This window comes from Nocardioides humilatus (assembly GCF_008373755.1).
Lineage (GTDB): Bacteria > Actinomycetota > Actinomycetes > Propionibacteriales > Nocardioidaceae > Nocardioides > Nocardioides humilatus.
Map to the genome: position 1 here is coordinate 108,985 of NZ_VUJV01000005.1, position 18,157 is coordinate 127,141.

Here is an 18,157-nt window from a genome sequence, read left to right on the forward strand (position 1 = left end):
TGACGATGTCGACCGCACCCGTCCGGGTGACGCTGCGAGCCGCCACGGAGGAGGACCGGGCCTTCCTGGTGGCGCTCTACGCGACCACTCGCGACGACCTCGCGCTGCTCCCGCCCGAGCAGCGGTCGATGATCATGGACCTGCAATACCGCGCCCAGGACCACCAGTATCGGCAGGCCAACCCCGGCGCCGACTTCGACGTCGTCGAGATCGACGGCCGACCCGTCGGCCGGTTGTACGTCGATCGTGGGACTGACGACATCCGGATCGTCGACATCAGCCTGCTGCCCGACTGCCGCGGCGCCGGCACCGGTGCGGCACTGATCCGCGCGATCCTTGACGAGGCAGCGGCATCCGGGCGAATCGTGAGCCTGCACGTCGCCTTCGACAACCCGGCGGCGCACCTCTACGAGCGCCTCGGCTTCCGCCTCGTCGCCGAGCACGGGGCGCACCGGTTGCTCGAGTGGACCGCGCCGTGAGCACGCACCAGATGTGGTTAGGCGAACGCCGCCTCGTAGCGCGGACCCTCCGCGTCGGGCCCGAGCGGCACCAGGAAGAGCGCGAGCTCGCCCATCGTCGCGTGCTCGAGCAGCCACAGGCCCTGGCTGAGCTGGGCCTCGGCCGGACCGCGGAAGAGCAACGAGAACTGCTGGCGGGTCGATCCGTCCGGACCGGTGCCACCGGCAACGCCTTGGACCGTCGCCTCGGCCAAAGTCAGTGCGACACTGGTGTCGTCGCCCTCGGGAGCGCGCGCCACGAACTCATCACCCGTGCGATCGGCGAAGTCGTCGTACGTGAACCATCCGGTCTCTGCCACGGGCCGATGCTATCCAGCCCCATCAGGAGGACACGATGACCCGCAGGACCGACGTCTCCCGACGCAGCGTGATCGGCGCCGGCGCGGCCGGCATCGCTGCCACCGCCGTGGGCATCGAGATCCCGCAGGCATCCGCCGCGCCGACGACCGCGAAGGCATCCGCCGCGCCGACGACCGCGAAGGCGGCCGCCGCCCCGTCGTTCACCTCGAGCGCGGCGCTCTACGGTCGCTCGCGCTACGCGCCCCTGCGGCGCAAGGGCTTCAGCCTCGTGCGTGGCGGCAAGGGCACGCCCGTCGTGCTCCGGGAGATCGCCGACATCGACGGTGCCGCGGCCGGGGCTGAGGAGGCCTTCCGGCTCACCTTCACCGCGAAGGGTGCGCCGCCCGCCCAGGGCACCTACTCGCTGCGGCGCTCCGGCTTCACGCCCACCTCGCTCTTCATCGCACCCGACCCCGAGCGTGGCGGCGTCACGGCGATCATCAACTCCTCGCGATAACTCGATAGCCTTCGGGTGTGAGCACCCGCGCCGAGCAGTACGTCGCCGACGTGCTCCGGCGCGAGCAGGTGACACCCCACCTGGTGCGCCTGACGCTCAGTGGCCCTGGTCTCGAGCACTTCTTGTCGACCGGGATCGCCGACGAGTGGGTCGGCCTCATCGTGCCCGGGCAGTTCCAGAGCCGCTACTACACGGTCCGTTCGTGGGACGGTGTCGAGCTGTCGCTCGACGTCGTCGTCCACGACGTGGGGCTGGTGACCGAGTGGGCCAAGGGCGAGTGCGTGGGTGACCAGGTGACCATCACCGACCCCAAGGGATCCTTCGCGATGCCCGAGGATGCCGCGTGGCTGCTCCTCGTCGGTGACCTCACGGCGATGCCGGCGATGGCACGGATCGCGGCGACGCACAGCGCGTCGGTGCCGACCCGGATCTGGGCCGAGGTCCCCGACCAGCCCGACGAGCTCGACGGCTACCTCCCCGAGGGCGTCGACATCACCTGGCTGTCGCTGGCGGAGGAGAACAGCAGCAAGCTCGCAGCGGTCGTCGAAAGGATCGACTGGCCCGAGGGTGACGGCTACTTCTGGATGGCGGGGGAGTCCGGCCAGATGCGCGCGATCCGCAAGCACCTGATGCGCGAGCGCAAGCTGCCCTCGACCGCCTACGACGTCATGGGCTACTGGCGATCCGTCGCCGCCCGCCAACCCCGAGCCGTCGACCCCGGCCCGATCTGGCGTGCCGGCAAGGCGGCCGGCAAGTCCGACGAAGAGATCTGGGCCGACTACGACCAGGCACGGGAACAGGTGGAGTCACCATGAGTCGCGAGTTCGATCACGAGTCCGACGACTTCGACGACGAGTTCGACGAGGACTTTGCCGGGATGCCCGCCCCAGCGCCGGCGGTCTTCGCCGACGCCGAGGGCTTCCGCAGCGGCTTCGCCTGCTTCGTCGGTCGCCCCAACGCCGGCAAGTCGACACTGACCAACGCGATCGTCGGACAGAAGATCGTCATCACCTCCGACAAGCCGCAGACCACGCGCACGGTCGTGCGCGGCATCGTCCACCGCGCGGACGGCCAGCTGATCCTGGTCGACACCCCGGGTCTCCACAAGCCGCGCACGCTGCTCGGTGAGCGGCTCAACGACCTGGTCAAGGCCACGTGGTCGGAGGTCGACGTGGTCGCGGTGTGCTTCCCGAGCGACGAGAAGATCGGCCCGGGCGACAAGTTCATCGTCAACGAGCTGGGCAAGATCCGCCGTACGACGAAGATCGCGGTCGCCACCAAGACCGACCTCGCCGACCCCGAGCGGATCGCCGAGCACCTCCTCGACATCGCCGAGCTCGGTCGCGAGACCGGCACGGAGTGGGCCGAGATCGTGCCCGTCTCCTCGGTCGCGGGCGATCAGATCGACCTGCTCGCCCAGCTCCTCGTCGGCCTGATGCCCGAGGGGCAGGCGCTCTACCCCGACGGTGACCTCACCGACGCCCCGGAGGAGATCCTCGCGGCCGAGCTGATCCGCGAGGCGGCTCTGGATGGCGTACGGGACGAGCTCCCGCACTCGATCGCGGTCGTGGTCGAGGAGATGGGCCTGCGCGAGGGTCGCGACGAGAACAAGCCGCTGCTCGACATCTACGCCAACCTCTACGTCGAGCGCGACTCCCAGAAGGGCATCATGATCGGCCACAAGGGAGCGCGGCTTCGCCAGGTCGGCACCGTCGCGCGCAAGCAGATCGAGTCGCTGCTCGGCACCCCGGTCTACCTCGACCTCAAGGTGAAGGTCGCCAAGGACTGGCAGCGCGACCCGCGCCAGCTGCGCAAGCTCGGGTTCTGAGCAGGGTCAGTCGGGCGCCCAGCACAGGCCCCAGGTCTGGCCCATCGCCCACTGCTCCTTGGTGGGGTATTCGTAGCCCCACTTGTAGTCGAGCGGGTCGGCTGCGGCGTCGAGCCCCGCGTCCTCGCACGGTGACTCGAGACGGTCACGCAGCGCGGTGACGCCGGGGTAGGTCTTCGCGTCGACGGGGATGACCTCGATCGCCCGCCACTTGTGTTCTGCCGAGCAGATGACGCGCTCGAAGTCCTCGCTGTCGGGTGCCGCAGTGCCGCACATGGCAAAGCGGTCGCGGAGCTCGGGCTTGGCGAGCGCACCCTTCAGGGTGGTGCCCGGCTTGGCCAGCTCCTTGTCGCCCGCAACCGCGACGACGTCGCAGCGATACCAGTTGGCGCCCTTGTCGGACTGCGCGACGGTCGGGGTGAACCACAGCGGTCGGAACATGCTGAGCCGTAGCGCAGCGGGGTCGCCGCCCAGGAAGTCGAGTAGCGCCGCTGGGCACGCGGTCGCCACCTGGTCCTGGACGCGGTCGGAGTCGACCGCGAGGAGATGGCCGTCGACCACCGTGTCCAGCGTGCCGATCGCGTAGGTCTCCGAGGTGTGCGAGCCGTCGCACTTGCTCGGAGGCGTCGCGCTCGTCGGCGCGAGAACCTCGCGGTAGGTGAGCCGGTAGCAGGCGCCCTTCGTCGGAGCCTTCGGCGGGGGTGCGGCGGTCGGAGGGGGAGTCGGGGCGATCGACGTCGCGGTCGACGTGGGGGTCGGCTCCGGTTCCTCGTCACCCGATGAGCAGCCCGCAAGGGCGGACGTCAGGGCGGACGTCACGGCGAGGGAGACCAGCGCAGTCCGGAGGACGTGGCTACTCACTGGTCTTCGCCCAGCACACCGACCGGCGGTTGCCCGCCTCCCACTCGGCGCGGTGGAAGCTGGTGTAGGCGTACTCGAACTGGGCGGGGTAGTTGAGCCACGCCTTGATCGAGGTGGCGCAGAAGGCCTTCGTGCGGCTCACGACGACCTCGTCGCCCGGATACTTGTCGTCGGGCTCGCCGAGCTTGATCGTGGTCGCCGCGCGCCACTCGTGCGCCTGTGAGCACGGGACCTTCTCGCCCTCGGTGACGGTGCTGCCGGACGCACAGACCAACCAGCGGTCGTCGGGACGACCGAGCAGCATGCCGTTGGCCGTCGGTGGGAGCGGTCGGTACTCGGTGCTCGCGTCGCTGCCGCCGACGACATCGCAGCGGTACCACCGAGCCCCGTCGTCCCAGGCCTTCTCCGACGGGCGGAACCACGCCCAGGTGACGATCGTGCGGAGCACCACGCTGTCATCGGCGCCGATGAACTCGGCGAACTTCTTGGTGCAGGTCTTGTAGGCGAACTCGCCCACGGAATCGGCGTTGTAGTCCACGTCGTCGAACTCGCCGGGCAGCTTGCCGGTCGCGAACGTCTCGGCCGTGTGGCGCTCCTTGCAGCTCACGGTGCGCGTCGCGTTGGCAGGTTGAGCGACGTCCTCGGGGGTCAGCACCCGGCAGGTGCCGACGTCGGGGACCTCGGTCGAGTCGACGAGATCCGGGTCGACGTTGTCGCCCTGGGGCTCCGATCCGCAGCCGGACAGGACGAGCAGCGCGGCGACGAGTGCCGCGACCGCGACGCGGGCATGCGTCATCGCCGTCCCCCTCGGATCAGTTGCTCAACAGTGCCGCGATCGTAGCGCCCAGCTCGTAGGCGTTGGACCGTTCCTCGTCGCCGACCTCCCCGAGCACGGCGAGCACGTCGTAGGCCTGCTTCCAGCCGAGCGCGCCCACGATCGACTGCACCGCCCGGACGCCGCCGGTGAGGTCGTAGCGGCCGTGCATCCACAGGCCGTAGGGCCGCCCTTTCGTCACGCCCTCGCTGTCGCCCGCGGAGCCGGTCGGGTCGAGAGCGCCGCCCACGGCCAGGAACGTCGTGTCGAAGAAGTGCTTGAGCGCACCGCTCATGTAGCCGAAGTTGACCGGCGATCCGAGCACGTAGCCATCAGCCGCGACCACGTCGTCGGCCGTCGCCTCCAGCGCCGGTCGTACGACGACCTCGACCCCCTCGATCGCGTCGTCCTGCGTCCCACTGATCGCCGCCTCGAGCAGGGCCTGCGTCGAGCGGGTCGGGGAGTGATGGACGACGAGCAGGCGGGCCATGAGTGCAGGCTCGCACAGCAGCCGGTAGAGTGAACGCATCATGATGCGCGCCCTGCTTCTTAGCGGCCGCAGCGAGGTCTGAAAGCCGGACCCCCTCGCTGCGGAGTGAGTCGCGCGCCCGGCCCTTCCACTTCCAGCCGAGGTAAGTCATGACCACCATCCCGAAGCAACAGCCGAGCAGTATGCCGTTCGAGCGCTACAAAGCGTTCCAGCCCGTCACGGTGCCGGACCGCACCTGGCCCGACCAGTTGATCACGCAGGCGCCGCGGTGGCTCTCCACCGACCTGCGCGACGGCAACCAGGCGCTCATCGACCCGATGAGCCCCTCGCGCAAGATGAAGATGTTCGACCTCCTCGTGAAGATGGGCTACAAGGAGATCGAGATCGGGTTCCCGGCTGCGAGCCAGACCGACTTCGACTTCGTGCGGCAGCTGGTCGAGGGCGACAAGATCCCCGACGACGTACGCGTGTCGGTGCTGACCCAGGCCCGCGAGGACCTGATCGCCCGCACCGTCGAGTCGCTGGTCGGCGCCGACAAGGCGACGGTCCACCTCTACAACGCGACGGCGCCGCTCTTCCAGCGCGTCGTCTTCAACGTGACCGAGGCCGAGTGCATCGCGATCGCGACGCGCGGCACCGAATGGGTGATGAAGTACGCCGAGAGCCTGCTGGCCGGCACCGACTTCGGCTACCAGTACAGCCCGGAGATCTTCACTCAGACGCCCACTGACTTCGCCCTCGAGGTCTGCGAGCGGGTCTCCGACGTGTGGCAGCCCGAGCTGGGCCGCGAGATCATCCTCAACCTGCCGGCGACCGTCGAGATGTCGACGCCCAACACCTACGCCGACCAGATCGAGTACTTCGGGCGCAGCCTGACCCGCCGCGATGTCACCGCGATCAGCCTGCACCCGCACAACGACCGCGGCACCGCGGTCGCGGCCACCGAGCTCGCGCTGATGGCCGGTGCCGATCGCGTCGAAGGCTGCCTGTTCGGCCACGGCGAGCGCACCGGCAACGTCGACCTGGTCACGCTGGCCATGAACCTCTTCAGCCAGGGCATCGACCCCCAGGTCAACCTCTCCGACATCGACGAGATCCGTCGCACGGTCGAGTACTGCACCCAGCTGCCGGTCCACCCGCGCCACCCCTACGCGGGCGACCTGGTCTACACCGCCTTCTCCGGCTCCCACCAGGACGCCATCAAGAAGGGCCTGGAGGACCTCGACCGCATCGCGGCCGAGCAGGGCACGTCCGTGCGCGAGGTCCCGTGGGAGGCGCCGTACCTGCCGATCGACCCCAAGGACGTCGGCCGCACCTACGAAGCCGTGATCCGCGTCAACAGCCAGTCCGGCAAGGGCGGCGTGGCCTACGTGTTGAAGGCGGAGCACAGCCTCGACCTGCCGCGGCGGGCCCAGATCGAGTTCAGCCGGGTCATCCAGCAGCACACCGACAGCGCGGGCGGCGAGGTGACGCCGGAGGAGATCTGGTCGATCTTCCGTGCCGAGTACCTCGACCGCGACCAGCCCTACTCGCTGATCAGCTTCTCCTCGACCACCGACGAGGAGGGTGACGACCGCCAGGAGGTCCGGCTGGGCGTCCGGGGCCAGCAGCAGACCTTCACCGGCATGGGCAACGGTCCGGTCGCGGCGTTCGTCGACGGCATGCGCCAGGCCGGCGCCGACATCCGGGTCCTCGACTACGCCGAGCACGCGTTGTCGTCGGGCGGCGACGCGCTCGCTGCGGCCTACGTCGAGTGCGAGATCGCCGGCGAGATCGTGTGGGGCATCGGCATCCACCACAACATCGTCACGGCCTCGCTCCGTGCCGTCGTGTGCGCCGCCAACCGCGCGCAGGCGATCACCATCCCGCAGTAGCGGCTGGTCGAGGTGTAAGGATGACCGCGTGAGCGAACGCACCCTGACTTCTGAGCGGATCGGTCAGTTCTTCGTCGAGACCGACGGCGGACGCGACCGTTTGGAATACACGGAGTACGGCACCGGCGACGCCTGGGTCGTGCTGCTCCCGGGCCTGTTGATCCCGCGGCGCATGCACGACAACCTCGCGCGGACGCTGGCGTCCGCCGGGGCTCACGTGGTCACCCTCGACTTCCTCGGCCACGGCCGTTCGGACCAGCCCGACGACCCGATGGCCTACTCGGTCACCCAGTTCGCTGAGCAGGTCGTCGCGCTCCTCGACCACCTCGGTGCAGCCCAGGCGATCATCGGCGGTACGTCGCTGGGCGCCAATGTGTCGCTCGAGGTGGCCGTGATCGCGCCTGATCGGGTCAAGGGCCTGCTGGTGGAGATGCCGGTCCTCGACAACGCGCTCGAGGTCGCGATCGTGTCGTTCGCGCCGATGCTGCTGGCTGCCCGGATCTTCCCGATCGGGATCTCCGCGATGCGGTTCATCACCAGCCGTGTGCCGCGCGGCATCGTGCCGTGGTGGGTCGGGATCGGCCTCGACACGGTCGAGCACCGGCCCGGTGCCTTGGCTGCCTATGTCCACGGGCTGTTCTTCGGTCGGGTCGCTCCGCCGGCCGCCGAGCGTCGCCGGATCCAGGCGCCTGCACTGGTCGTCGGCCACCCGCGCGACCCGCTCCACCCGGCATCGGACGCCGAGATGCTCGCGTCCGAGCTGCCCAACGCGACCTTCGAGAAGGCGACGTCGATGCTGGAGTGGCGCCGCTCGCCCGAGCGGCTCGACCTGCTGGCGACGAAGTTCGTGCTCGACTGCTGGCGGCCGACCCGGCGCCCGCGGCGCGCCGCGAACTGAACTGTCGGCGGGGCCGCGCAGAATAGGCAGGTGCTCTACCGCGACGAGGCGATCGTCCTCCGCACCCACAAGCTGGGGGAGGCCGACCGCATCATCACGCTGCTGACCCGCCAGCACGGGTTGGTGCGCGCGGTCGGCAAGGGTGTTCGTCGTACGACCTCGCGGTTCGGTTCGCGGCTCGAGCCCTTCACCCACGTCGATCTGCAGCTCGCGATGGGCCGCAACCTCGACACGGTCACCCAGGTCGAGACGAAGGGCTCCTACTCGGCTGCCCTCGGCGCCGACTACGAGCGCTACACGGCCGGCACCGCGATGCTCGAGACCGCCGAGCGGCTGGTGGTCGAGGAGCGCGAGCCCGCCGTCCAGCAGTTCACGCTGCTGCTCGGCGCGCTGCACGCCATGGCGGCGGGAGAGAAGCGGCCCGGCCACGTCCTCGACTCCTACCTGCTCCGCTCGCTCGCCGTCGCCGGCTACGCCCCGTCGTGCGTCGACTGCGCCCACTGCGGGCGTCGCCCCGGGGAGTCGGGTCACCACCGGTGGTTCAACCCTGCGATGGGCGGCGTGCTCTGCTCGACCTGCCGGATCCCCGGCTCGGCCTCGCCGGCCCCCGAGACGTTGCGGCTGCTGGGCGCCCTGCTCGCCGGCGACTGGCCCGTCGTCGAGGCCACCGATCCGCGCCACGTCCGGGAAGCCAGCGGCCTTGTCGCCGCCTTCGTCCAGTGGCAGATCGAGCGCGGCCTGAGGTCGCTGGCCTACGTCGAGCGGTAGGGGGTGTCCGTTTCCCAAGGGATGTAGCCGAACAGGTGCTTCCCAGTCTGAATTGGCACTGGGAAGCGATCACTCGTCTACATCCCGTGGGAAATGGACTTCGTCCCCGCTGAACCGGGCGGCGGCGATCTGACCGAGCACGTCAGCCGACTCGCCTGAGGGCCCGATCGAGACGGCTTCGGCAGCCACCGAGATCCGCATAGTCGGACCATACGAACCGGATCATTCCGTACCCGCTGAGCTCTCGGAGGAGGTCCTCGCGTCGCTTCTCCTCGAACACGGCGTCGCCAGGGTCTTGTCCGGGCTTGAGCAGTCGCCCGTACTTGATGCGGCCGTCGAACTCCCCGAGCAGTCGGTGGTCCGGCCAGGCCCAGTCGCTGATGCCTGCGAGCTCGCCGTTCGGGTGGAGGATCTCGAACTGGCTGTGGGGCCGCGGAACTCCGAGCGTCCAGAACATCCAGTTTCCGCGTGACTCGCCGACCGAGCCTGCCCGGGGATCAGCCATGCGAACCGGCACCTGCAGGTGCCGCATGAACGGCCAGGACTGCATCTGCTCGAAGCGCCGGCTCAATGCGTCGCCGTCGTATTGTCGACTGCGCAACCCGGACTCCATCAAGCAGAGGGCCGCTTCGTTCGTCGATCGAGAGCCAGCCTCGAGCACGCATCGGTCCGGGGCGAGGACCTGATGGTCCCCAAGGCGCATCAGATCGTGGCTGAGGGTGAGGCCTTCGTGATGTACCACGTCGCCTTCGATACGGCCCGGCCCGCCGTCGAGCCGAGTGACGTGCACTCGGTCGAGCGGAATCCCCCAGACGTCGATCCCGTGTCGGATGCAACCTGATACGTGGCTCAGTGCAACGGCGTCGCCCAGCGACCGCATGACGGCATTCGTGCGCACTTGATGCCGCCCCACCAGTGACAGTGGCCGCCATTCGTCTGCAAAGGCGTAGGCGCCGCGACGAAATCGGATCCATGTGCCGGTCCTGACGTTCCTGGCAATGTCGTAACCCGCATGTCCGGCGGAGAGCGCCTCTTGGCGCGTGAAGAATCCGCTGTCGGCGGTCAGCAGCCTCAGTGGGTCCATGAGCAGAGAATCGGTGAACGAGATCCGGTCCGTCGGCTCTCGTCGACCCGGCGGTGGAAAATCAAGGGATGCCGGGGATCTGTGGACGCCAACTGGGTCGGCGGGGTCGGTCGCGAAGGATGTCTGTTTCCCAAGGGATGTAGCCAAGTGATCGGTTCCCAGCGCCAATTCGCACGGGGGAGTGATCGTTCGGCTACATCCCTTGGGAAACGAACCGCCCACCCGCCGTACCCTTCACCCGTGCGCCGCTCCAAGAGATCCACGACGACTACGCCGGCCAGCCCGTCGCGCGAGCTTCGACTCCCCACGCCGCACCCGTCGGGGGCGCGGCCGCCGAGCATCCCGGCGGAGCTGGTGCCGCACCACGTCGCGATCGTGATGGACGGCAACGGGCGGTGGGCCCAGCAGCAGGGGTTGCCGCGCACGCGGGGGCACGAGCAGGGCGAGCACTCGCTCTTCGACGTGGTCGAGGGCGCGATCGAGATCGGCGTGAAGGCGATCTCGGCCTACGCGTTCTCGACCGAGAACTGGTCGCGCAGCCCGGAGGAGGTCACGTTCCTCATGGGCTTCAACCGCGACGTGATCCGCCGGCGGCGCGACGAGATGCACGAGCTGGGAGTCCGGGTCCGGTGGGCGGGCCGCGCACCGCGCCTCTGGAAGTCGGTCATCAAGGAGCTCCAGGTCGCCGAGGAGATGACGAAGGACAACGACGTCCTGACCCTCACGATGTGCGTCAACTACGGCGGTCGCTCGGAGCTCGGTGACGCGGCGCGCGCACTCGCTCAGGACGTCGCCGCCGGCAAGCTCAACCCGGACAAGGTCGACGAGCGCACCCTCGGCCGCTACCTCTATGTGCCCGAGCTCCCCGACGCCGACCTGATCTGGCGCACGTCGGGGGAGGAGCGGCTCTCCAACTTCATGCTCTACCAGGCCGCCTACGCGGAGTTCGTCTTCTCCGACGTGCTCTGGCCCGACGTCGACCGCCGCCACCTGTGGGACGCGGTCGAGACCTACGCCAAGCGTGACCGGAGGTACGGCGGCGCCGACCCGGCCTGAGTCTTCGGATCTGCTGCCGCGGACCCGCCAGCGGTTCTACGCTTCCAGGTCATGAGGTCCCCCCGCACCGCCGCGATCGCCGTTGCGATCGCCGCTGCCTTCTCCCTGGCCGCCTGCGGCGACAACGGCGACAAGACCGCCGACGACGTCGAGACCGTGGTCGTCACCGAGACCCCCGGCGCCAGTGACACCGCGTCGCCCACCGAGCCCACGACCAGCGCGACCGTCACCGACACCGCGTCGACGGAGCCGACCGAGTCGATGACGATCCAGCCGACGGGGCAGATCGACGAGGTGGAGCTCGCCGAGGACATCCAGTCCGCTCAGGACGTCACGAACGCCTGGTGGAAGGCGCACTGGAAGGACTACTTCACGGGTCGCTACACGCCACCGAACGTCTACGGCCTCTACGACGGCTACGACGAGGCCAACTCGCCGGTCTGCTTCGGCGACGCACTGCCGCCGGGCAACGCCTTCTACTGCCCCGACGGCGACTACGTCGCGTGGGACAAGACCCTGCTTGAGCTGGGCTACGAGATCGGCGATTCCTGGCCTTACCTGATCATCGCCCACGAGTGGGGCCACGCGATCCAGGCCGACCTCGACGTCAGCCTGCAGTCGGAGCAGTACGAGCTCCAGGCCGACTGCCTCGCAGCCGCAGCGCTCTACGGCGCGAGCGCCGACAAGATCCTCAAGTTCGAGCCGGGCGACGAGAAGGAGATCGTCGACGGTCTCAACTACATCGCCGACGAGGTGCCGTGGGGCATGACCGGCGACCACGGCGACTCGTTCCAGCGGATCGAGAGCTTCGGCACCGGTCGCACCGGGGGAGTGCCCGCCTGCCTGCCGGGCATGACCGGCTGAGGCAGACGGGCGACGAGGACGCCTGAGGGGATCAGGCGTTCTCGCAGGCTGCCGTGATGGCCGCGTCCTTGTTGTGGATGTGGCCATCGTGGTGCACGTGGTCGTCGTGGTGCACGACGCCGTGCTCCTGGTCGAGCATCTCGTGCTGGGCGTGCAGCTTGCGGTCCATGTAGCCCTTGACGAAGGGCCAGATGAGGCCGAGGAACAGCACGTCGACCAGCAGCATGAGGGTGACCTCGACCGCCAGGTGTGCAGGGTCGGTCAGGATCTCGGTGTAGTGATGAAGGAAGTCGTCCACCTGTCAAACTGTAATGAGAACCGTTCTCATTCGCAAGTCATGCCAGCAAACCGAGGGCGTCGGCGAGTCGACCGGGGTCGGCGAGGAACGGCGAGTGGTGCCCCGGCATTTCGACCGGGGTGACGCCGAACCGCGACCGCAGGGTGGCGCGCTGGTAGTCGGCGTAGATCGCGAGATCGTCGACGCACGCGATCGCAGAGATCGGTGCGTCGGGCCAGGACTCCAGCGGGTAGGGCCGGTCCCACAGCGACGCGTTGCGCATCGGCCTGAGGTGCGCGAAGGCCCAGGCCGCGTCGGCGGGGTCGCAGTCGGCGTAGAAGATCGCGGTGGCTGCCTCGAGCGAGTCGAAGCGGACCGCGCCGTCGTCATCGGTGACGTAGCCGTAGTCGTCCTGGCCCATCGGGGGCGCGTCCTCCCAAGGCTGGCCGTCGAGGTTGGGTACGACGCCGCACAGCGGCACCAGTCGAGCGACCTCGCGGCGGGCTGCGACGAGCGGCAGCACCATCGCGCCGAGCGAGTGACCGACGACCACGGCGTCAGCCCCGACGCCGGCGTCGTCCATCGCCTCGAGCACCACGTCGGCGTACGTCGTGAACGTCGCCGACGCGTCGTCGTTGGGCAGGTCCATGGTGACGCTGCGATGGCCGCGCGCCGCGAGCTCGGGCACCAGCCGCTCCCAGCACCAGGCTCCGTGCCAGGCGCCGTGGATCAGCACGAACGTCGTCACGCGACGACGTTAGACCCGTTCGAGCCGCGCCGGCACGTACTTGTGCCACGGCGTGCCCGCCAGCCAGTCGCGGTGGCGGAGCGAGGTCAGCTCGTTGGGCGCGACGCCCGGCGTCCCGTCGGCGTGCTGGACGCCCATGCCGTTGGGGAGGGAGACGTGGCCGGGCTGGAGCGTGTCGGTCACCTCGACGGTCGCCTGAGCGGCACCACGCTCGGTGACGACGCGCAGCGCGTCGCCGGTCCCTACGCCCAAGGCGGCGGCGTCGGTCGGGTTGATCCGCAGCGCGCCGTCGGCGTCGCGGCGCCGCCATGACGGGTCACGGATGATCGTGTTGGCCGTGAACGCTCGGCGCTCGCCGGCAGAAAGGACGAACGGGAAGTCCTCGGTCGTCCACGAGCTCGGCTCGTCGGCCAGGGCCCGCATCCGCTCGATCAGCTCGGGAACCTCGAGGGTGAAGCGACGGTCGGGCCGACGTACGTAGTTCCAGGCGTGCTCGTAGTCGTCACGGGTGAAGACCACGCCTTCGCCCTCGAGCGTCTTGAGGAACAGCTGGTTGCCCGGCTCGAAGCCGGGCCCGGTGAAGCCGGCCCGAGCGACCGACTCCGGCTGTCCCATCGCGCACAGCTGCGCGAGTCCCCAGATCGCGGCGGTGCCCCGGGCGTCGCCGAGTGTGGGCCCGAGCGTTTCGTAGAGCACGTGGGCCGCGAGACCCATCAGGTCGGGATTGCTGGAGACGGCGGCGAAGAACGCATCGGCGTACGCCGGCAACCCCTGCTCCGCTGCGGCGCTCAAGGTCGCGAGGGTCTCGGGGTCGACGACGTCGAGCTCGCGCACCAGCCGGGCGTAGATCTCCGGCTCGGGCAGAGTGCCGGACAACGGCTCCATCAGCGGTGCGCGGAGGTGGAAGACGTTCTGCGGGAAGTCGACGTTGAAGAACGTGCACTCCCACTTCTCGAACTGGCTCGCCGCAGGCAGCACGTAGTCGGCCAGCTGGGCCGTCTCGGTCATGGCGATGTCGACGACGACGCTCAGCTCCAGCTTGGCCATGGCCTTGCGGAAGGAGTCGGAGTCGGCGAGCGAGTGGGCAGGGTTGACGCTGTCGATCCACATCGCGCGGAAGCGGTCGGGGTGGTCGGTGTCGATCTCTTCAGCGATCGAGTTGCACGGCACCAGGCCGGCGATGATCCGCGCGCCGGTGACAGGAGTACGACGAGAGCCGCTCCCGCCGCCGGACCCGGTCCCCGCGATCGCGGCGAACGTCGAGTGCACGAACATCCCGCCCCGCTTGGCGAAGTTGCCCGTGAGGATCCACAGCATCTTGTTGAGGTAGGAGCTCAGCGTGCTGTGCGGCGCCTGCTGGATGCCGAGGTCCTCGTAGGTGCACGCGCTCTCGGCGGAGGCGATCCGGCGCGCGGTCGTCCGCAGCAGCTCCTCGGACACCCCGCATCGGGTGGCGTAGTCGGCGACGTCGACGGCCCGGTAGGCCTCCAGGACCGGCTCCGCGCCGGAGGTGTGGTCGGCGATGAACGCGTGGTCGACCAAGTCCTCCTGGACCATGACGGCACCCAGGGCCGCCAGGCACCACGCGTCGGTGCCCGGCTTCACCTGCAGGTGGATGTCGGCCATCGCGGCGGTCTCGCTGCGGCGCGGGTCGATGACCACCATGCAGCGATCAGGATCGGCGGCCATCTCCTTGAGCACGGGGCGGGCGCGCGGGAAGGAGTGCGACTGCCACGGGTTCTTGCCGACGAACACCACGACCTCGGCGTGCTCGAAGTCGCCCTTGGTGTGGCCGCCGTAGAGGCGCCCGTCGACATACATCTCGCCGGTCTTCTCCTGAGCGAGCGCGTTGGAGCGGTACTTCGCGCCGACCGCCGCCTGCAGCGACTGGCCGTATCCGGCCCCGAGGTGGTTGCCCTGGCCGCCGCCTCCGTAGAAGAAGATCTTGTCGCCGCCGAGCTCGTCGCGGACCTGGCGCAGGCGGGCTGCGATCTCGGTGATCGCGGTGTCCCAGTCGATCTCCTCGAAGCTGCCGTCAGCGCGGCGGCGCAGCGGGCTGGTCAGTCGTTGGGTGCCGTTCTGGTAGCGGTCCAGGCGCAGCGGCTTCTCGCAGGTGTAGCCCTCGGAGGCGGGGTGCGACTTGTCGCCGCGGATCCGGACCAGTCGCCGGTCCTCGACCTGCACCTCGATCCCGCAGTTGCACTCGCAGAGGATGCACGCGCCCTTCTGCCAGCCGTCCTGCTGGGTCGCTGCTGCGGTCTCCGTGGTCATGTCGCTCCATCCACCGGGTTATGACAACTGTCATAGACAGTAGGGTCGGCCCGTGCTGGTCGTCAACAGGTTCCGCGTCTCCGCGTCGCAGGAAGCGGCGTTCCGGGCCGACCTGACCGTTGCCCACGACGTCCTCGCGGCCCGACCCGGCTACGTCGGCGGCGAGATCGGCCGCAACCTCGACGACCCCGACCTCTGGGTGCTGACCACCCGGTGGGAGAGCGTGGGCGCCTACCGGCGGGCGCTGTCGTCGTACGACGTGAAGCTGAGCGCCGTCCCGATCCTCAGCCGTGCTCTGGACGAGCCCAGCGCCTACGAGGTCGTCGAGCCCGACTCGGTGCTCAACGTCGCGGAGTCCCGCGCCACCTGACCGGGTTCGGGCGCGAGCGTGAAGACGACCTGCTCGCCCGTCAGACCCCTGACGGCCATCGCGCCCCGCTCGACCACCTGTGCGCTGCTGAGCCGCGCGGCATCCTCGTCCACAAGGACCTCCCCGGCGGCCGCCTCGGCGCACAGCCGCGCCGCCAGGTTCACGGCCGTGCCGATCGCCGTGTATTCCATCCGCTCGCTGGTCTCGATGGTCCCGACCGTGACGGTCCCGCTCGCCACACCGATCCCCAGGCCGAGCGGATGGATCTTGGTCGCCCAACGTTGCAGCACCGGGCTCATCGCAGCGTGGAGGTCACGCGCGAGGGCGAGGGCGACGTCGGCGTGGTCGTCGCGGGGGAGAGGCGCTCCGACGAGCACCAGGATGCCGTCGCCCGCGTAGTCGGTCACCGTCCCGCCGTGCCGGCCGACGACCTCGCCCGCCACGTCGTAGTACTCGGTCAGGAGGTCCACCACCGCCTGCGACGGCACCCCCTCGGCGTAGGCGGTGAAGTTGCGCAGGTCGGCCGCCACGACGGTGAGCTCTGCCTGGTGCGGCTGCATAACCGAGGACAGGCCCTTGGCGTCGACGAGCTCGGTCACTCGTGGGGACAGGAAGCGACTCAGGAAGACGCCGCGGCGGGCGCGTGCTGCGGTGTGGCGGAACTGACCCCACGTGACGCAGAGGAGCGCGACGCTGCCGAAGACGCCGGCGATCACCGGCGATGATCCGATCGACAGCACCAGCAGCGCGGAGGCGATCGCCAGAGATGCTGCCCGGTCCCGTTCGGACGGGTCGACCCGGTGCCGCGCCAGGGTCGCCCAGCCGACGAGGAATGCTGCAGCGACGACCAACCAGTACGCCTCGAACACCCAGAACCCGGTCCGCCCGAGGGCGCCGGGTTCAAACGCGGCGAGCTCGTAGTCGGTGAGCCGGGTCTCGGCGAGGACGATCGACGCGACGGCGTGCCAAGCGGCGAGGGCGAGGGCGATCCGGATCACGACCCGCACCCTCCGGGCGCTCCGCTCGTCGACGTCGGAGGTGTCGAGGACGGTCCGCATGTAGAGCGCTGAGATCGCCGGCACCGCGGCCTCGAAGAGTCCCTGGAGCCGGGTCAGCATCCCGAACGTCCCGTCGGCGGCGTCGTCCATCGCCGGCACGGTGCTCGCGTAGGCCCACCCGGTCAGCAGGTAGATGAGGGCCACCAACACGTTGGACCGGGTGCGTTCCTGCGACGTCAGCAGGACCAGGCCGATGCCGGCGCAGATGCCGCCGATGGCGAACCCGGCGAGCAGGTACTCGTTCGCGTCGTCCATGCCGAAACCTCAGACGGCTCCGAGCTCGAAGACGGTCTGCAGGCCGATCAGCCCCTTGACCGGCATCGCCTCGCGGCGCTTCACCCGGCTGTTCGCCGCGAGCTGCGCCGTCCGTTCGTCCATCAACACCTCGCCCGCCCGGGCGGCCGAACACAGTCGGGCCGCGAGGTTCACCGGAGTGCCCACCGCTGTGTAGTCGAGGCGGTTGGTCGAGCCGATCGTGCCGACCGTCACCGTGCCGCTCGCGACCCCGACCCCGAGCCCGAGCGGGTGCACCTTGGTGGCCCATCGCTCGAGCACAGGGTTGATCGAGTCGATCAGATCCTGGGCGAGGGCCAGCGCCGCGGCTGCGTGGTCGGGTCGGGGGAGCGGTGCGCCGACGAGCATCAGCACCCCGTCGCCGGCGTAGCAGGTGATCGTGCCGCCGTGCCGTGCGACAGCCTCACCGACGGCGTCGTAGTACTCCGCCAGCAGGTCGACCACTGCCTGCGACGGCACACCTCGGAGTACGGCGTGAAGTCCCGCAGGTCGCACTCGATGACCGTCAGCTCGGCCTGGTGGGGACGCATGACGGTCGAGATCCCTTTGGTCTCGATCATCTCCGAGACCTGCGGGGACAAGAATTGGCCCAGGAAGGTGGCGCGCCGCGCATGGGCAGCCCCGTAGTGCAGGTGGCCCCACGTCACCAGCGACATCACCAAGACGGCGAGGACGCCGGATGCCTCCCAGGGCACCGCCGTCGAGAGTGCGAGCAGTCCCGAGGCGACCGAGGTGGCAGCCGCGCGGGCCTTCTCAGCAGGATCGATCTGCTGGGTCGCGAGTAGCGCCCAGCCGAAGCTGTAGGTCACCCCGAGAGCGATGATCGTGATCGCGAACAGCCAGAACCCCGACTCGTCGTGAGCTGACCGTTCGAACGCCGAGAGCTCGTAGTCGTTGAGGCGCTGGGCGGGGAACAGCAGCACGGCCGCTGCGAACCAGGCGATCTCGACCCAGCCGACGCGGATCACCCAGCGCGCAGCGGTACGCGAACGCGGGGTCATCTGCGCGGTGCGGAACAGGTTGGCCATGTAGATGGTGGAGAAGACACCCACGCCCACCTCCGAGAGGCCCTGGAGCCGGGGGAGCAGGCCGGGTGCGCTCGCGCTCACCTGGTCGAGGAAGAAGAGCGGAGTCGCGAACGCGATGCCGACGCACACGCCCGAGGCAGCGTTGGCCAGGTTGGCGCGGTTGGGCTCGAGGCTGAGCGCGAAGACCAGCGAGAGGCCGCAGAAGGACGCGCCGAGAGCAACTGCTGCGAGCTGGTAGGACTCGAAGTCGCCCATGGAGC

At 69.4% G+C, this 18,157-nt stretch carries 21 protein-coding genes; 10 read left to right on the top strand and 11 right to left on the bottom strand.

The features are described from left to right. Positions 1–5: 5 nt before the first annotated feature. Complete coding sequence (locus F0U44_RS15910) at positions 6–479, top strand: GNAT family N-acetyltransferase (protein ID WP_188113512.1); 474 nt, start codon at positions 6–8, stop codon at positions 477–479. Positions 480–496: 17 nt separating this feature from the next. Here the strand turns inward: F0U44_RS15910 and F0U44_RS15915 are convergent, their stop codons facing one another. Beyond that, positions 497–817: a DUF6916 family protein gene (locus tag F0U44_RS15915; protein WP_149729345.1), complete on the bottom strand. Its 321-nt coding sequence runs from the start codon at positions 815–817 to the stop codon at positions 497–499. Between the two features lie 35 nt (positions 818–852). Here F0U44_RS15915 and F0U44_RS15920 point away from each other — a divergent pair, with 35 nt between their 5' ends. The 3 genes from F0U44_RS15920 to era are packed head-to-tail and all read left to right on the top strand — an operon-like array spanning position 853 to position 3,142. Then, positions 853–1,314, top strand: a complete 462-nt coding sequence (locus F0U44_RS15920) for a DUF6916 family protein (RefSeq protein WP_149729346.1) — start codon at positions 853–855, stop codon at positions 1,312–1,314. A gap of 17 nt (positions 1,315–1,331) precedes the next feature. Next, positions 1,332–2,129 (top strand): siderophore-interacting protein, encoded by a 798-nt coding sequence (locus F0U44_RS15925; RefSeq protein WP_149729347.1) that lies wholly within the window; start codon positions 1,332–1,334, stop codon positions 2,127–2,129. Next, a complete protein-coding gene (gene era, locus F0U44_RS15930) occupies positions 2,126–3,142 on the top strand; it encodes a GTPase Era (protein ID WP_223163718.1) in 1,017 nt (338 codons plus the stop codon). The genes F0U44_RS15925 and era overlap by 4 nt, the downstream gene beginning before the upstream one ends. 6 nt (positions 3,143–3,148) lie before the next feature. On the opposite strand, the gene F0U44_RS15935 is transcribed toward era, so the two are convergent. Genes F0U44_RS15935 through F0U44_RS15945 form a run of 3 tightly spaced genes read right to left on the bottom strand, consistent with a single transcriptional unit; the run spans position 3,149 to position 5,349 of the window. Next, a complete protein-coding gene (locus F0U44_RS15935) occupies positions 3,149–4,003 on the bottom strand; it encodes a septum formation family protein (RefSeq protein ID WP_246160536.1) in 855 nt (284 codons plus the stop codon). Beyond that, entirely contained in the window at positions 3,996–4,799 is an 804-nt protein-coding gene (locus F0U44_RS15940; protein WP_149729348.1) for a septum formation family protein, read from the bottom strand. Before F0U44_RS15940 ends, F0U44_RS15935 begins: the two co-directional genes overlap by 8 nt. Before the next feature lie 16 nt (positions 4,800–4,815). Then, complete coding sequence (locus F0U44_RS15945; RefSeq protein ID WP_246160538.1) at positions 4,816–5,349, bottom strand: flavodoxin family protein; 534 nt, start codon at positions 5,347–5,349, stop codon at positions 4,816–4,818. Positions 5,350–5,456: 107 nt separating this feature from the next. On the opposite strand from F0U44_RS15945, the gene leuA reads away from it, so the two are divergent. Genes leuA through recO form a run of 3 tightly spaced genes read left to right on the top strand, consistent with a single transcriptional unit; the run spans position 5,457 to position 8,847 of the window. Next, a complete protein-coding gene (gene leuA / locus F0U44_RS15950; RefSeq protein WP_149729349.1) occupies positions 5,457–7,181 on the top strand; it encodes a 2-isopropylmalate synthase in 1,725 nt (574 codons plus the stop codon). Between the two features lie 28 nt (positions 7,182–7,209). After that, entirely contained in the window at positions 7,210–8,079 is an 870-nt protein-coding gene (locus F0U44_RS15955) for an alpha/beta fold hydrolase (RefSeq protein WP_246160539.1), read from the top strand. Between the two features lie 30 nt (positions 8,080–8,109). After that, on the top strand, positions 8,110–8,847 hold the full coding sequence (recO, locus tag F0U44_RS15960; RefSeq protein WP_149729350.1) for a DNA repair protein RecO: 738 nt from the start codon (positions 8,110–8,112) through the stop codon (positions 8,845–8,847). Between the two features lie 142 nt (positions 8,848–8,989). Here recO and F0U44_RS15965 read toward each other — a convergent pair whose 3' ends face one another. After that, positions 8,990–9,931, bottom strand: coding sequence for a type IV toxin-antitoxin system AbiEi family antitoxin domain-containing protein (locus F0U44_RS15965; RefSeq protein WP_149729351.1), 942 nt, complete (start codon positions 9,929–9,931; stop codon positions 8,990–8,992). A gap of 240 nt (positions 9,932–10,171) precedes the next feature. On the opposite strand from F0U44_RS15965, the gene F0U44_RS15970 reads away from it, so the two are divergent. After that, positions 10,172–10,987, top strand: coding sequence for an isoprenyl transferase (locus F0U44_RS15970; RefSeq protein ID WP_149729352.1), 816 nt, complete (start codon positions 10,172–10,174; stop codon positions 10,985–10,987). 51 nt (positions 10,988–11,038) lie between these two features. After that, complete coding sequence (locus F0U44_RS15975; protein ID WP_149729353.1) at positions 11,039–11,851, top strand: neutral zinc metallopeptidase; 813 nt, start codon at positions 11,039–11,041, stop codon at positions 11,849–11,851. 31 nt (positions 11,852–11,882) lie between these two features. On the opposite strand, the gene F0U44_RS15980 is transcribed toward F0U44_RS15975, so the two are convergent. Genes F0U44_RS15980 through F0U44_RS15990 form a run of 3 tightly spaced genes read right to left on the bottom strand, consistent with a single transcriptional unit; the run spans position 11,883 to position 15,147 of the window. Then, complete coding sequence (locus tag F0U44_RS15980; protein WP_149729354.1) at positions 11,883–12,149, bottom strand: hypothetical protein; 267 nt, start codon at positions 12,147–12,149, stop codon at positions 11,883–11,885. Positions 12,150–12,186: 37 nt separating this feature from the next. Then, the gene (locus F0U44_RS15985; RefSeq protein ID WP_149729355.1) at positions 12,187–12,876 is read right to left on the bottom strand and encodes an alpha/beta fold hydrolase; all 690 of its coding nucleotides are present in this window, start codon (positions 12,874–12,876) and stop codon (positions 12,187–12,189) included. A 9-nt stretch (positions 12,877–12,885) separates the two neighbouring features. After that, positions 12,886–15,147, bottom strand: coding sequence for a molybdopterin-dependent oxidoreductase (locus F0U44_RS15990; protein WP_149729356.1), 2,262 nt, complete (start codon positions 15,145–15,147; stop codon positions 12,886–12,888). Positions 15,148–15,199: 52 nt separating this feature from the next. On the opposite strand from F0U44_RS15990, the gene F0U44_RS15995 reads away from it, so the two are divergent. Further along, positions 15,200–15,517 (top strand): antibiotic biosynthesis monooxygenase family protein, encoded by a 318-nt coding sequence (locus tag F0U44_RS15995; RefSeq protein ID WP_149729357.1) that lies wholly within the window; start codon positions 15,200–15,202, stop codon positions 15,515–15,517. Here F0U44_RS15995 and F0U44_RS16000 read toward each other — a convergent pair. Genes F0U44_RS16000 through F0U44_RS23060 form a run of 3 tightly spaced genes read right to left on the bottom strand, consistent with a single transcriptional unit; the run spans position 15,460 to position 18,152 of the window. Continuing rightward, complete coding sequence (locus F0U44_RS16000) at positions 15,460–16,830, bottom strand: adenylate/guanylate cyclase domain-containing protein (protein ID WP_149729358.1); 1,371 nt, start codon at positions 16,828–16,830, stop codon at positions 15,460–15,462. The two genes, F0U44_RS15995 and F0U44_RS16000, sit on opposite strands and share 58 nt — an antisense overlap. A gap of 9 nt (positions 16,831–16,839) precedes the next feature. Then, positions 16,840–17,313 (bottom strand): adenylate/guanylate cyclase domain-containing protein, encoded by a 474-nt coding sequence (locus F0U44_RS16005; RefSeq protein ID WP_188113513.1) that lies wholly within the window; start codon positions 17,311–17,313, stop codon positions 16,840–16,842. Next, positions 17,217–18,152, bottom strand: a complete 936-nt coding sequence (locus tag F0U44_RS23060) for a hypothetical protein (protein ID WP_188113514.1) — start codon at positions 18,150–18,152, stop codon at positions 17,217–17,219. Before F0U44_RS23060 ends, F0U44_RS16005 begins: the two co-directional genes overlap by 97 nt. Between the last annotated feature and the right edge of the window lie 5 nt (positions 18,153–18,157).